The organism is Alsobacter sp. SYSU BS001988, from assembly GCF_054796215.1.
This window is the reverse complement of sequence record NZ_JBTAMK010000002.1, coordinates 327,975-340,379: the sequence shown is the minus strand read 5'-3', so window position 1 is coordinate 340,379 and position 12,405 is coordinate 327,975. Positions and strand designations below refer to the sequence as shown.

The following is a 12,405-nucleotide window of genomic DNA, read 5'->3' as shown; positions in this document are numbered from 1 at the left end:
GAGGTCCGAGCCGCCGATGTCCAACGCCGAAGAAGAAGCCGCCATCCGCGCCGTGATCGCCGCCATGCAGGACGCCTGGAACAGGGGCGACCTGCGCGGCTACATGGAAGGCTTCGCCAATCCGGACGTCATCTTCGTCTCGCGCGGGCGCATCCAGAAGGACTGGCAGGGCACGCTGGACCATTACATCGCCGACTATGGCGGCTCGCCCGGCTCGCAGGGCCAGCTGACGTTCTCGAACATCCGCATCGAGATCCTCGCCCCGGACGCGGCGCAGCTGATCAGCGACTATGCGCTCGTGCGACCCGCCGGGAACCAGACGGGCGTCAACACCCGCCTGATGCGCAAGCGCGACGGGCGATGGGTGATCGCGCTCAACCACGTCTCCCAGATCGAGGGCGGATAGCGCCGGGATCCACGCCTCACATCGCAGGGCGGGCCGACAGTTTCGGGCCGCGCAGGCTGAAACGCGCTGGACATCGACCAACTAGTTAGTCAATTTACAGCCAAGCCGAACGGGGGACCCGTCGCCAGGACGTGGCCGCTGCGCAGCCTCGAACAAAAACAGGGAGGAGACAGACATGACGAGCATGAACGCCGTGCGGAATGCGGCCCTGGCCGTGGGAGCGCTGATCGGTCTGATCGGCGCGGCCGCGACCCCGTCCGTCGCGCAGACCATCGACAAGGCCAAGCAGGCCGGGGTGATCCGGATCGGCGTCATGGGCGAGCAGGCCCCCTGGGGCTCCTTCGACTCCTCGGGCCAGAACATCGGCTACGACGTCGACGTCGGCCGGCTGATCGGCGAGGAGCTCGGCGTCAAGGTCGAGTTCGTGCCGAACGTCGTCTCGGCCCGCATCCCCAACCTGCTCACCGGCAAGGTGGACCTGCAGATGGCCGTCATGGGCATGTACCCGGACCGCGCCAAAGCGGTGCAGTTCTCCAAGCCCTATGCGGGGCTCAAGATCATCCTGCTCGCCAGCAAGAAGCACAAGATCGAGAAGATCGAGGACGCCCGCAACCTGCGCATCGGCGTGCCGCGCGGCGCCGCGCAGGACAAGGCCATCACGACGGCGCTGGGCGACATCCCCAACATCCGCCGCTTCGACGACGACAGCTCGAACATGCAGGCGCTGGTGTCCGGGCAGGTGGACGCCATCGGCGGCAACACCACCTACAAGATCAATCTCGACAAGGCCGCGCCCGGAAACGACTTCGAGCAGAAGGTGGTCTTCAACGAGCAGTGGATGGGCATCTGCAGCCTGCTCGGCGACGAGAAGACCAACGCCTGGCTGAACAGCTTCGTCGACAAGATCACGGCGGACGGCCGGCTCGAAGCGATCAACAAGAAGTGGCTGAACGCGTCGCTGCCCGACTTCCCGAAGTCGCTCGAAGGCGTGCCCTTCACGGCCAAGAAGTAACGCGCTTCTCCCTTCAGAGAGGCTCGACGTCAGGCGACGCGGCGGCCAGGCCCGCCGCGTCGCGCGCCCTCCCCCGGAACACGCAAGATGCCGACGATCTTCATCCTGAACGGCCCCAACCTGAACCTGTTGGGGGAGCGTGAGCCCGAGATCTACGGCTCCACGACGCTCGACGAGATCCGCCAGTGGTGCGAGGCCGACGCCCGGGAGCTCGGGCTGGAGATCGACTTTCGCCAGTCGAATTTCGAAGGCGAGATCATCGAGGCGATCCACGCGGCCCGGAAGCAGGCGGCCGGCATCATCATCAATCCGGCGGGCTACACCTTCACGTCCATCGCGATCCTGGACGCGCTGAAGATGTTCGACGGTCCGAAGATCGAACTCCATTTGTCCAACGTGCACAAACGCGAGGACATCTACCACAAGTCGCTCGTGTCCCGGACGGCGACGGCCGTGATGGCCGGGTTCGGCGCCCTCGGCTATCGCCTCGCGCTGCGCGCCATGGCGGAGATGACGCGGTGATGCGCCTCGCTTTGGTCGGCGCAGGCCTGATCGGACGGGAGCACGCCGCGCTGATCGCCGCTCATCCGGGCGTAACGCTGGCCGCGGTCTGCGACCCGTCCCCCGAGGCGGCCGAACTCGCCCGGCGCATGGGCGCGCCATGCCACGCCGACCTCCAGTCCATGCTGGACGCGACGAGGCCGGACGGCGTCATCGTGGCCCTGCCGAACCAGTTGCATGAGCCGGTCGCCGTGGCCTGCATCGAACGCGGGCTCCCCTGCCTCGTCGAAAAGCCGGTCGCCGACAGCGTCGCGTCGGCGTTCGCCATCGTGCAGGCGTCCGAACGGACCGGCGTTCCGGTGCTCGTCGGCCACCAGCGCCGGCACAGCCCCGACATCCGTGCGGCCAAGAAGACGATCGAGGACGGATCGCTCGGGCCGCTGGTGGCCGTCAACGGCATGACGCTCTTCGACAAGCCGGACGGCTATTTCGTCGACTGGCGCCGCAAGCCCGGCGGCGGCGTGCTGCTGATCAACCTGATCCACGACATCGACGTCCTGCGCTGGCTCGTGGGCGAGATCGAGAGCGTCCGGGCCTTCACGTCGTCGGCCGTGCGCGGTTTTGCGGTGGAGGACACGGCCAGCCTCGCCATCCGCTTCGAGAACGGCGCGCTCGGGTCCTTCGTGATCTCGGACGCGGCGGTCAGCCCCTGGGCCTGGGAGTACACGTCGGGCCAGGCGCTCTACCATCCGACCCAGCCGGGCGCCTGCCTGTTCCTGGCGGGCCGGAAGGCTTCGCTGTCGGTGTCCGACCTCTATTTGTGGCGTCACGACAAGCCGGACGGAGACTGGCAGGACCCGCTGGTGCGCGAGCATCGGGCGCCCGAGCGGTCGCTGACCTATGTGAACCAGCTCGACCACTTCCTCGACGTCATCCGCGGCGACGCCGCCCCGCTCACCTCGGCGCGGGACGGGATGCTGACGCTGGCCGCCACCCTGGCGGCGGCTCGGGCCGGGCAGGAGAACCGCTCCGTCACGATCGCCGAGATGCTGGCCGAGGCCGGGGCCCTGTCCTGATGCGCCAGTGGTCGCTGTCGTTCCTGACGTGCCTCGGCGCCGCGCCGGAAGACGCGGCGCGGGCGGCCGCCGAGGCCGGGTACGACTTCGTGGGCCTGCGTCTCGCGCCGGCCTCGCCGGGCGGCGTCGCCTTCCCGCTGATGGACCAGCCCACGCGGGTGCGCGACCTGCGCAGCCTGATGGCGGATCGCGGAATCGGCGTCTTCGACGTCGAGATGGTCCGCTTGGGACCCGATTTCGAAGTCGACCGCCATTTGCGGCTGCTGGAGTGCTCCGCCGACCTGGGCGCCCGGGTCCTGCTGGTCGCCGGGGACGACCCGGACGAGAGCCGGCTGACGGCCTCCTACGCGCAGCTCTGCGCCGCGGCGGCGCCCTTCGGCCTCTGCATGGACCTGGAGTTCATGCCGCAATCGGAGCTCCGCGACCTGGCCGCCGCGCGGCGGGTGCTGGAGGCCGCCGGCCAGCCCAACCAGGGCGTGATCGTCGACGCGCTGCACGTGTCGCGCTCGCGGACGCCGGTCGCCGACATCGCGGCCCTGCCGCCGGCGTGGCTCCATTACGCCCAGATCTGCGACGGGCCGGCCGACATTCCGTCCTCCCGTGAGGTGCTGAACCATGCGGCGCGCCACGCGCGGCTGATGCCCGGCGAGGGCGGCATCGACCTTGCGCCCATCTTCGCCGCCCTTCCGGCGGGCCTTCCGATCGCGGTCGAGGTCCCCAACGACGCGGAGTCGGCCGGCTGGTCGCCGGCGGCCTGGGCCAAGCGCGGACTGGCCTCGGCCAAGGCGACGCTGGGAGAGATCAAACCCCAGGACAGGCCGGGATTGTCGGATAGACTGGAGGCCGGCGCCGGCCGATCGCAGGGGACGGGGGCAGGATCGTGAAGCTCGATTTCAGCGTGGTGTTCGACGCGTGGCCGGCGATCCTGTCGGGCGCGCTCGGCACCATGTATCTCGCGCTGTCCGGCATGACGCTCGCCCTCGTCATCGGCGTGCTCGGCGTCGCGGTGCTGCGCTCGCAGAGGGCGTTTCCGTCCTTGCTGGTGAACGCCTTCATCGAGGTCATCCGCAACACGCCCTTCCTGGTGCAGATCTTCTTCATCTACTTCGCCCTGCCGCTCGCGGGCGTCCGGTTCAGCCCGACCGTCACGGCGATCATCGCGCTGGGGCTGAACGGCGGCGCCTACGCCATCGAGATCATCCGCGGCGGCGTGGAGAGCATCCCGAAAGGGCAGACGGAGGCGGGCCTGGCGCTCGGCCTGCACAAGCACGAGGTGTTCTGGTTCATCGTGCTGCGGCCGGCGCTGCGGGCGATCTACCCTTCGCTGTCGAGCCAGTTCATCCTGCTCACGCTGACGACCGCGATCTGCACGTCGATCTCCGCCTATGAGCTGACCTATGTGGGACAGCGGATCGAGGCCGAGACCTTCCGCAGCTTCGAGGTCTATTTCACCCTCACCTTCATCTATCTGCTGATCTCGCTCCTGACGATGTGGCTCCTGTCCGGCATCGGGCGCTGGGCCTTCAGCTATCCCCAGCGCTGAGGCGACGCTCATGGAATTCCAGCACGTCGTCTATCTTCTGCAGGGCCTGGGCTGGACGCTCGCCCTGGCCGCCATGGGCTTCGCGGGCGGGATCCCGTTCGGGGTGCTGATCGCGCTGATGCGGGTGTCGGACAAGCCCTGGCTGCGCATCCCGGCGATCGCCTGGATCGGGCTGTTCCAGGGCACGCCGCTGCTGATGCAGCTCTTCGTCGCCTATTTCGGCCTGCCGCTGCTGGGGTTCAATCTTCCGGCCTGGGCGGCGGTCGGCATCGCGCTGACGGCCCATGCGTCGGCCTTCCTGGGCGAGATCTGGCGCGGCGCCATCCAGGCGGTTCCGCACGGACAGACCGAGGCCGCGCTGGCGCTGGGCCTGCACGATACGAGCCGCATGGTGGACGTCGTGATGCCGCAGGCGTTCAAGCTCTCCCTGCCGGCCACGGTCGGCTTCAGCGTGCAGCTGCTGAAGGGCACGTCGCTGGCCGCGATCGTGGGCTTCATCGAGCTCACCCGGTCGGGTTCGATCGTGTCGAACCAGATCTACCGGCCCATCCTGGTCTTCGGCGTGGTCGGGGCGATGTATTTCGCCATGTGCTGGCCGCTGTCGCTATGGGGCCGGGCGCTCGAGCGCCGCATGTCGGCCGCGACGGCCAAGTGAGCATCAAGGAGTGACGACCATGACCCCCGCCGATGCCGTCGCCTCCCCGCGCAGCGCCGCGCCGATGATCGAGATGCGCAAGGTCGACAAGTGGTACGGGACCTTCCAGGCCCTCAAGGGCGTCGACCTCACGGTGACGCAGGGCGAGAAGATCGTGCTGTGCGGCCCCTCGGGCTCCGGCAAGTCGACGCTGATCCGCTGCATCAACCACCTCGAGCCCGTGCAGGCCGGCGAGATCATCGTCAGCGGGCACCGGCTGAGCGACAGCCAGGAGGCCGTGGACGCCGTGCGGCGCGAGGTCGGCATGGTGTTCCAGCAGTTCAACCTCTTCCCGCACAAGACCGTGATGGAGAACTGCATCCTCGCGCCGATGCGGGTGCGCAAGCTCTCGCGCGCCGAGGCGGAGAAGATCGCCCAGAAGTATCTGGAGCGGGTTCGGATCGGCGATCAGGCCCAGAAATACCCGGCGCAGCTGTCCGGCGGGCAGCAGCAGCGCGTCGCCATCGCGCGGGCGCTCTGCATGGAGCCCAAGGCCATGCTGTTCGACGAGCCGACCTCGGCGCTGGACCCCGAGATGGTCAAGGAAGTGCTCGACACCATGGTGTCGCTCGCCCGCGACGGCATGACGATGATCTGCGTGACCCACGAGATGGGCTTCGCCCGCCAGGTCGCCGACCGGGTGATCTTCATGGCGGACGGCGAGATCGTCGAGGAGAACGATCCCGAGAGCTTCTTCAAGGCGCCGCAGCACAACCGCACGCGCGCTTTCCTGGGCGAGATCCTGCGGCATCACTAGAGGATGCTGCGAAAATATGGGCTCCGGCTTTTCGCTGGAAGCATGCGACCACCACACAACCGGGAACCTGCTGCGTTTCCTTTTGAACGCAGCAGGCTCTCGGCGCCGCAGGCCGGGGAGGGCGCCGCTTCAGGCGCCCACGTCGATGTTCGTGATCACGTGCTGCGTCCGGTACAGCGTCGTCAGCGCCTCGCAGCCGAGCTCGCTTCGCACGCGCTCCACCACGGACGCGGCCGCCTGTTCGGTCGGGCCGAGGTCGAAGCCTTCCACCAGCAGCGCGAACTCCACGGTCACATCGCGGTCGCCGCGGCTTTCGCGGAACGTCTTCTCGGCCGTGGGCTGCTGGCCGAGCTGCGGATCGCCCTCCAGCGCGTGGGCGGCCAGGACGCCGTTCATCCCCATGACGCGGTCGATCCAGTCGCCGCGCGACCAGTCGCGGAGCTTCGCGCGGTCCACCTGCCGCAGCTGGAGCGTCGCCAGCCATCCCCCGGCGCCGAAGCCCTTGGTGGCGACGACCCGGCAGATCGTGCGCGACGGCGCGATATAGGCAGACAGGATGCGGCGCGTCCAAGGCGTGGGGTCGTTCAGGCGCGAGAGGTAGGGCGCCGAGATGAACACGTCGGCGTCCACGGCCTCGTACATCATGAAATATTTCAGCGCCTCGGGCGCGCCGTCCACCGCGACGCCGCGGCGGCCGCGCCGGAATCCCGGAACCGCCAGGCGCTCCGGCATGTGCTCGCGGCTGTGCCACATGTTGTAGTCGTCTTCCTGCTCGGCGACGACGCCGCCCCAGTTCACCAGGGCGCCCTGGCCCAACAATCCGCTCATCGTCGATGTCCCTGCTTGAAGTCGTGAACCCGTGGAGGCCGCCCGGTCGCGGGCGGAAGCGGGGCCGCTCAGTAGGTCGCGCGGCCGCCGGAGATGTCGAAAACGGCTCCGGTCGAGAACGAGCAGGCCGGGGAGGCCAGCCATTCCACCATGGCGGCGACCTCGTCGGGCTGGCCGAGGCGCCCCATCGGGATCTTGGAGATGACAAATTGCGTGAATTCCGGCGTCATCTGCCGCAGGAGCTCCGTCTCGATCGCGGCCGGCGCGACGCAGTTCACCCGGATGCTGGTCTGCGCCAGTTCCTTGCCGAGCGACTTGGTGAGCGCGATCACGCCCGCCTTGGAGGCCGAATAGGCGGAGGCGTTGGCGTTGCCCTCCTTGCCGGCGATGGAGGCGAGGTTGACGATCCGACCGTTCTCGCCCTTCAGCATCAGGGGCGTGACCGCGCGGCAGCACAGGAAGGTCCCGTCGAGATTGATCGCCATCACGCGCCGCCAATCCTCGAAGGAGTAGTCGGCCAGGAGCTTGTTGGGGCCGGTGATCCCGGCCGAGTTGACGAGGACGTCGATCGCCCCGAGGTCGTCCATCACGGCCCGGGCCGCCTGATCGACCGAGTCCTGCCGCGTCACGTCGACGACCGCCGCGCGCGCTCCCGGCAGGGAGGCCGCCGCCCTTCGAACGGCGTCGGCGTCGATGTCCCACAGGACGACCGTGTCGCCGTTGGCGGCCAGGCGGCGGCCGATGGCGTAGCCGAGCCCGCCGGCGCCGCCGGTGATGACCGCGATCCGCGGCCGGGCGGGGCCCGCCGCGCTGAGCCGATCCGTCATGTGCGTGTCCTCCAGCAACCGTTCTTGCGAAGCCTCACACGGGCCAGCCGCGCGCCTGCAGCGCGGCCCGGGCGCGGACGAGCTGGGCGACCGGATCCGGCGCGATGATCTCGGCGACGACCGGCCCCGCGAAGCTCAGGCGGGCCAGGGCGTCGCGCGCGGCGTCGAAGTCGACGGCGCCCGTCCCGATGGGGTCGTGGCGCCACTGGCCTGCGGGCGTATCGGAGACGTGGACCATGGCGAGGAACGGCTCCAGCGCGGAGAGCGCGGCGCCGGGGTCCTCGCCGATCGCGACGCCGTTCGCGAGGTCGTAGAGCGCGTCGACGAGCCCATGGCCCTCGCGGGCCAGGAAGGCCGCGATCGAGGCGGCGTCGGGCAGCAGGGTCTGCGGATGGTTCTCGATCAGCAGCCGGACGCCGGAGCGCTCCGCCAGCGGGACCAGCCGCTCCAGGGCGCCGCGGAAGACGTCGAGAAGCCGGTCGTCGCGCGGGGGCAGCAGCATGTGCCGGCGGCCGGGCAGCACCACGACCCAGCGCGCCCCGATCTCGCCCGCCATGCGCAGGGCGGCCGCGTAGCTCTCGATGGTGAAGTCGACGAGGTCGGGCGACGTGCTGGCGAGGTTGACGTCGTTGCTGGGGAGATCGAGCGCCAGCGCCTCGCCATGCGCGGCCTCCAGGGCGCGCCGGATCGTCCGCGCCGCGTCGGGCGAGGCGCGCCGCGGATCGAGATGCGGCGCCATGGCGATGAACTCGAAGCGGGTGAAGCCCTGCTCGGCCAGCGCCTCCACGGCGGCGGCGGCGTCCATGTCCCAGACGCAGCCGAAGGTGTGCGCCCCGAGGCCGCCCTTGGCCATCTCAGGCGCCCTGGCCGGGCCGGGCGGCGGCGAGGACGCGCGCGGTCGCCTGATAGACGAGCGTCGCGCGCTGGAGCGGATCGGCGTCCGGCATGGACCGGCCGAGCGGAACCTCCGCGTCGATCGGGCGATCCGGCCCGACCGCGTCGAGGATGGCCCTCAGCGGGAGCCCTCCCTCGCCCGGGGGCAGCCGCCGCTCGCGCGCCTCCGCGGCCAGGTCGGCGGCGGCGGGCGGGACCGCGGGCGCGTCGCAGAGCTGGACGCAGCCGATGAGCCTGGGCTCGATCGCCGCGAGGGCGGCCGGGCCGCCGCCCGAGCGCATCAGGTGCAGCGCGTCGACCGCGATGGCGGCGTTGTGGGCCCCCGAGCGCAGAATCGTCTGGCGGGCCTGCTCCAAGGTCTTGAGCGCGCGGAACGGCATGAACTCCAGGTCCACCGTGAGGCCGAACGCGGCGGCGGCTTCGCACAGCTCGGCGAAGCGGTCGGCCACGACCGCGAGGTCCTCGTCGTCGCCGGAGCAGAGCACGCGGGTCGCCCCGATGGCGGCGCCGGCCTCCAGCATGGGGCGCACCGTGTCGATGACGGTGTCGCGAAACAGGCTGACCTGCTCGACGCCGACCACGCGCACGCCGGTCGCCGCGATGGCCTCCCGGGTCTCGCGCATGAGGGCGGGGTTCCGGTCCATCGGGTGCTCGACGCCTCCCGGGACCGCCGCCCGGGTCCTGATCCCGACGGACCCGAAGCCGGCGGCGCCCGCCGTCCGGACGAAATCCGGCGGCGAGAGGTCGAGAAACCCGAGCGGCGCGAGGCCGATGGCGTGAGACGGCATGGGATCAGGGTCCTGCTTTTCGGGGCGGCTGCTCAAGGCCCGCCCGGGTCCATCCGCGGCCTTCGTCGCCGAAGCCGACATGTCCGTCGGGCGTGATCGCCACGGTGTCCTCGATCTTGATGAAGCCGCGGCGGGGATGCTGAAGGGTGGTCTCGATCGAGAGGATCATCCCGGCCTCGAGCGGCAGGTCGGCGTCGTCCGCCGGATAGGAGATCGGACCCTGGGCGGTGAGCCTGGGCGCCTCGTGGCTGACGAGGCCCATGCCGTGCGCCACGAAGGTCGTGCATGCGGCGGAGGGCAGGGCGGCGAGGGCCGCCTGGGCGAAGGAGAACACGTCGCCGCCGCGAACGCCGGGCGCCAGGGGCTTGCGCGCCGCGTCCTGCACGGTCCGCACCTCCCCCAGGAGGTCCTCCAGCTCGGCGTCGGCCTCCCCGAACACCGCCATGCGGCAGAGGTCGCCGATATAGCCGTCGAGATTGCCGCCCGAGTCGAGAGACATCATGTCCCCATCCCGGCAGACCTGGTCGGACGGAGCGCGGTTGAGGCTCGTTCCAAGCGTGATCAGCGCATAGTCGAACAGGAGCCCGCGCGCCTCCTCCTCACGCCTGAGGGCGCGCTCGATGGCGCGCTTGGAGGTTCCGGGACGGGTCGTGCGCATGACGGCCTGCATGGCGGCGACCACCCGTTCGGACGCCTCCCGCAGGCGGTCCAGCTCCGCGTCGCTCTTGACGGCCCTCAGCCGCTCCAGCGGGCGGTTCGCGTCGACGAGGCCATGGGCCGGGAAGGCGTCCCGCAGCGCCTGGCCGGCGAGCCAGGGCAGGAAGTGCGTCTCGACGCCGATCCGGCCGCCCGGGCCGCCGATCGCGCGGATGTGGTCGATCGCCAGCGCCGCCGCGTCGGCGACGCCGGACGCGCCGGCGCGCACCGCCGCGGGCCAAAGCGCGCGGCCCTCCAGCGCACGGTTCGCGATGGCGTCCTTCTCGTTGCGGAAGGCGATGTAGGCCGCCTGGTCCGGCCGCCCCTTCGGATAGACCAGCAGCGGCAGGTAGCGGCTGACGCCGATGGCCTCGGCGGCTTCGAAGAAGTGGTGCCTGTGCCCGCCCAGCAGATAGGCCAGGTTGTGCCTGGAGCTGGCGACGAGAATGTCGACGCCGGCTTCCTCCAGGCGGTCGTCGAGCGCGGCGAAGGAGAAGGGGAGGGCCGGCGCGGGGCTGGTCGGGGCCATGGCCATGCGCCTCAGGCCGCCGACCGGCCGGCGGCCTGGTAGAACGCCATCGTGCGTTCGATCCCCTCGGCCAGCGAGGTGGTCGGCAACGGGCCGAGCACCGGGGCCAGGTCATGCGCCTCGATCTGCGACGTGATCGGGACGGGCGGGCCTTCGGCCGTGAGCCGGGCCCCGGGGGCGCGCTTGCGGATCTCGGCGATGATGGCGTCCACGCTGGCGACCTCGCCGCGCAGGTTGAACACATGGGCGCCCTTGATGGGGCGCAGGAGCGCCGCCGCGAACGCGGCCGCGACGTCGTCGACGAAGATCATGTCCGTCTCGCCGGTGAACGGGATCGCGTAGGGGCGGCCCTCCACGGCGTGGCGGCAGGCGAGGGTGGCCCCGGCCGTGGAGCCGACCTCGCGGCCCGGCCCATAGACCACCAGGGGCCTGAAGCCGACGCTCGCCACCCCATGGTCGATCGCGTAGGCGCGGCCGATGCCCTCGCAGGCGAGCTTGTAGGCGCCGTAGAGCGTGCTCGGCGCGGGATGGACGCCATCCGCGGGGCCGAACACCCCGGCGCTGCTGGCGTAGACGACGGATCGCAGGCCCAGCGTCCGCGCCGCCTCGAAGACGTTCAGGGTTCCGTTGACGTTGACGTTCGCGCCCCGGATCGGGTCGGCCTGGCAGGCCGGCGTCAGCAGCGCCGCCAGATGGGCGACGCTGGCGCAGCCCTCGGCGGCCGCGAGGACGTCCGAGCCGCTGGTGACGTCGCCCGTGCGGAACTCGATGGCGTCGCCGGCCTCGCCGACGATGGCGCGCACCAGGCGGGGATCGTCGTTGCGGTCGAAGATGCGGACCTCGCAGCCCCCCTCGACGAGGCGTTTGGCGATCCAGGCGCCCAGGAAGCCGGCGCCGCCCGTGATCAGGATCTTCATGCGTTGCACTCCCTTGGATCCAGGCTGCTCAGGCCTGCGCCGGCGCGTGGTCCGCGCCGCAGAGGAAATCGAGGACCATCGCGACGATGAGCCTGCGATGCCGCGCGCGCACGGCGTCGTCGGCGAAGTCGATGTCGAAGATCGCCTTGAAGGTCGCCCTGTTGGTCACCCGGAACAGGCACAGCGAACTGACGAAGGCGTGCAGGTCGACCGGGCTGGCGTCATGGCGGAAGAGCCCCGCCTTCTGGCCGGCCGTCAGCACCAGATCCCAGGCCGCGATCGCCGAGACGTTCTGTTCCTTGATGCGCGGCGCCTGCTCGAGGTAGCGCGCCCCGTTGATGTTCTCGATGCTGATCAGGCGCCCGACATGCGGGTTCTTCCAATGGAAGTCGAAGGAGGCCTCCACGAGCGCCGTGACGGCCTCCCGGGGCGGCAGGCTCGCGAAGCGGGCGTGATCCTCGGCCGAGCGGATGGAACTGTAGGCGCGCTCCAGGACGGCGATGTAGAGGCCTTCCTTGCTGCCGTAGTAGTAGTAGATCATCCCCTTGGTCGTGCGGGTGCGTTCCGCGATGGCGTCGACGCGCGCGCCGCTCAGCCCGTTGGCGGCGAATTCCTCCGTCGCGACGCGCAGGATGTCGGCCTGGGGTCCCTCGGCCGAACCCTGGGGGCCCGCCTCGCCCGCGCCGTGGCTCCGGGGGCGGCCCGGGCGGCGGCGGGTCGTTCGCGGGTCGATTCGGTCCAGAGTCATCGACTCGTTCTCATCCTGGCGAGGCCATGTCCGGGGCCGCCGGCGCGCCGGCTTCAGGGACGTCGTTTGACACCGGCGCCCTAATTCACTAACTAGTCAGATAATAAGCTGCGGCGCAAGACGTTGGGACGTTCCGCGGCTTCGCGCAAGGGCCCGGCGGGCCGCGTACGGCGCCGTCGCAATCCGGAT

At 70.4% G+C, this 12,405-nt stretch carries 15 protein-coding genes; 8 read left to right on the top strand and 7 right to left on the bottom strand.

Annotated features, from left to right (window positions below; translation table 11 throughout):
* Window positions 1-16 precede the first annotated feature (16 nt).
* The 8 genes from ACYVO7_RS05630 (at window position 17) to ACYVO7_RS05595 (ending at window position 5,989) form a co-directional block, all read left to right on the top strand.
* Window positions 17-406, top strand: a complete 390-nt coding sequence (locus ACYVO7_RS05630) for a YybH family protein (RefSeq protein ID WP_460448853.1) — start codon at window positions 17-19, stop codon at window positions 404-406.
* 175 nt (window positions 407-581) lie between these two features.
* The gene (locus ACYVO7_RS05625) at window positions 582-1,418 is read left to right on the top strand and encodes a transporter substrate-binding domain-containing protein (protein ID WP_460448852.1); all 837 of its coding nucleotides are present in this window, start codon (window positions 582-584) and stop codon (window positions 1,416-1,418) included.
* Between the two features lie 87 nt (window positions 1,419-1,505).
* Entirely contained in the window at window positions 1,506-1,940 is a 435-nt protein-coding gene (aroQ, locus tag ACYVO7_RS05620) for a type II 3-dehydroquinate dehydratase (protein ID WP_460448851.1), read from the top strand.
* Window positions 1,940-2,995, top strand: coding sequence for a Gfo/Idh/MocA family protein (locus ACYVO7_RS05615; protein WP_460448850.1), 1,056 nt, complete (start codon window positions 1,940-1,942; stop codon window positions 2,993-2,995). The genes aroQ and ACYVO7_RS05615 overlap by 1 nt, the downstream gene beginning before the upstream one ends.
* The gene (locus ACYVO7_RS05610; RefSeq protein ID WP_460448849.1) at window positions 2,995-3,879 is read left to right on the top strand and encodes a sugar phosphate isomerase/epimerase family protein; all 885 of its coding nucleotides are present in this window, start codon (window positions 2,995-2,997) and stop codon (window positions 3,877-3,879) included. The genes ACYVO7_RS05615 and ACYVO7_RS05610 overlap by 1 nt, the downstream gene beginning before the upstream one ends.
* Window positions 3,876-4,538: an amino acid ABC transporter permease gene (locus ACYVO7_RS05605; protein WP_460448848.1), complete on the top strand. Its 663-nt coding sequence runs from the start codon at window positions 3,876-3,878 to the stop codon at window positions 4,536-4,538. Before ACYVO7_RS05610 ends, ACYVO7_RS05605 begins: the two co-directional genes overlap by 4 nt.
* 10 nt (window positions 4,539-4,548) lie before the next feature.
* Entirely contained in the window at window positions 4,549-5,193 is a 645-nt protein-coding gene (locus ACYVO7_RS05600; RefSeq protein ID WP_460448847.1) for an amino acid ABC transporter permease, read from the top strand.
* A gap of 64 nt (window positions 5,194-5,257) precedes the next feature.
* The gene (locus ACYVO7_RS05595; RefSeq protein WP_460449125.1) at window positions 5,258-5,989 is read left to right on the top strand and encodes an amino acid ABC transporter ATP-binding protein; all 732 of its coding nucleotides are present in this window, start codon (window positions 5,258-5,260) and stop codon (window positions 5,987-5,989) included.
* A gap of 129 nt (window positions 5,990-6,118) precedes the next feature.
* On the opposite strand, the gene ACYVO7_RS05590 is transcribed toward ACYVO7_RS05595, so the two are convergent.
* The 7 genes from ACYVO7_RS05590 to ACYVO7_RS05560 form a co-directional block, all read right to left on the bottom strand.
* On the bottom strand, window positions 6,119-6,817 hold the full coding sequence (locus ACYVO7_RS05590) for a hypothetical protein (RefSeq protein ID WP_460448846.1): 699 nt from the start codon (window positions 6,815-6,817) through the stop codon (window positions 6,119-6,121).
* A 68-nt stretch (window positions 6,818-6,885) separates the two neighbouring features.
* Window positions 6,886-7,644: an SDR family NAD(P)-dependent oxidoreductase gene (locus tag ACYVO7_RS05585; protein ID WP_460448845.1), complete on the bottom strand. Its 759-nt coding sequence runs from the start codon at window positions 7,642-7,644 to the stop codon at window positions 6,886-6,888.
* Between the two features lie 34 nt (window positions 7,645-7,678).
* The gene (locus ACYVO7_RS05580) at window positions 7,679-8,497 is read right to left on the bottom strand and encodes a sugar phosphate isomerase/epimerase family protein (protein ID WP_460448844.1); all 819 of its coding nucleotides are present in this window, start codon (window positions 8,495-8,497) and stop codon (window positions 7,679-7,681) included.
* Window position 8,498: 1 nt separating this feature from the next.
* Window positions 8,499-9,326, bottom strand: coding sequence for a sugar phosphate isomerase/epimerase family protein (locus ACYVO7_RS05575; protein ID WP_460448843.1), 828 nt, complete (start codon window positions 9,324-9,326; stop codon window positions 8,499-8,501).
* Between the two features lie 4 nt (window positions 9,327-9,330).
* On the bottom strand, window positions 9,331-10,551 hold the full coding sequence (locus ACYVO7_RS05570; RefSeq protein ID WP_460448842.1) for a M24 family metallopeptidase: 1,221 nt from the start codon (window positions 10,549-10,551) through the stop codon (window positions 9,331-9,333).
* A gap of 11 nt (window positions 10,552-10,562) precedes the next feature.
* Complete coding sequence (locus ACYVO7_RS05565) at window positions 10,563-11,468, bottom strand: NAD-dependent epimerase/dehydratase family protein (RefSeq protein ID WP_460448841.1); 906 nt, start codon at window positions 11,466-11,468, stop codon at window positions 10,563-10,565.
* A gap of 28 nt (window positions 11,469-11,496) precedes the next feature.
* Window positions 11,497-12,216, bottom strand: a complete 720-nt coding sequence (locus ACYVO7_RS05560; RefSeq protein ID WP_460448840.1) for a TetR family transcriptional regulator — start codon at window positions 12,214-12,216, stop codon at window positions 11,497-11,499.
* Window positions 12,217-12,405: the final 189 nt, after the last annotated feature.

Bases quoted from the DNA above. Each gene is read 5' to 3' on its own strand.
- ACYVO7_RS05575 (WP_460448843.1), bottom strand. From the start codon at position 9,326: ATGCCGTCTCACGCCATCGGCCTCGCGCCGCTCGGGTTTCTCGACCTC.
- ACYVO7_RS05560 (WP_460448840.1), bottom strand. From the start codon at position 12,216: ATGACTCTGGACCGAATCGACCCGCGAACGACCCGCCGCCGCCCGGGC.
- ACYVO7_RS05625 (WP_460448852.1), top strand. From the start codon at position 582: ATGACGAGCATGAACGCCGTGCGGAATGCGGCCCTGGCCGTGGGAGCG.
- ACYVO7_RS05570 (WP_460448842.1), bottom strand. From the start codon at position 10,551: ATGGCCCCGACCAGCCCCGCGCCGGCCCTCCCCTTCTCCTTCGCCGCG.
- aroQ (WP_460448851.1), top strand. From the start codon at position 1,506: ATGCCGACGATCTTCATCCTGAACGGCCCCAACCTGAACCTGTTGGGG.
- ACYVO7_RS05565 (WP_460448841.1), bottom strand. From the start codon at position 11,468: ATGAAGATCCTGATCACGGGCGGCGCCGGCTTCCTGGGCGCCTGGATC.
- ACYVO7_RS05580 (WP_460448844.1), bottom strand. From the start codon at position 8,497: ATGGCCAAGGGCGGCCTCGGGGCGCACACCTTCGGCTGCGTCTGGGAC.
- ACYVO7_RS05585 (WP_460448845.1), bottom strand. From the start codon at position 7,644: ATGACGGATCGGCTCAGCGCGGCGGGCCCCGCCCGGCCGCGGATCGCG.
- ACYVO7_RS05610 (WP_460448849.1), top strand. From the start codon at position 2,995: ATGCGCCAGTGGTCGCTGTCGTTCCTGACGTGCCTCGGCGCCGCGCCG.
- ACYVO7_RS05590 (WP_460448846.1), bottom strand. From the start codon at position 6,817: ATGAGCGGATTGTTGGGCCAGGGCGCCCTGGTGAACTGGGGCGGCGTC.
- ACYVO7_RS05630 (WP_460448853.1), top strand. From the start codon at position 17: ATGTCCAACGCCGAAGAAGAAGCCGCCATCCGCGCCGTGATCGCCGCC.
- ACYVO7_RS05600 (WP_460448847.1), top strand. From the start codon at position 4,549: ATGGAATTCCAGCACGTCGTCTATCTTCTGCAGGGCCTGGGCTGGACG.
- ACYVO7_RS05595 (WP_460449125.1), top strand. From the start codon at position 5,258: ATGATCGAGATGCGCAAGGTCGACAAGTGGTACGGGACCTTCCAGGCC.
- ACYVO7_RS05615 (WP_460448850.1), top strand. From the start codon at position 1,940: ATGCGCCTCGCTTTGGTCGGCGCAGGCCTGATCGGACGGGAGCACGCC.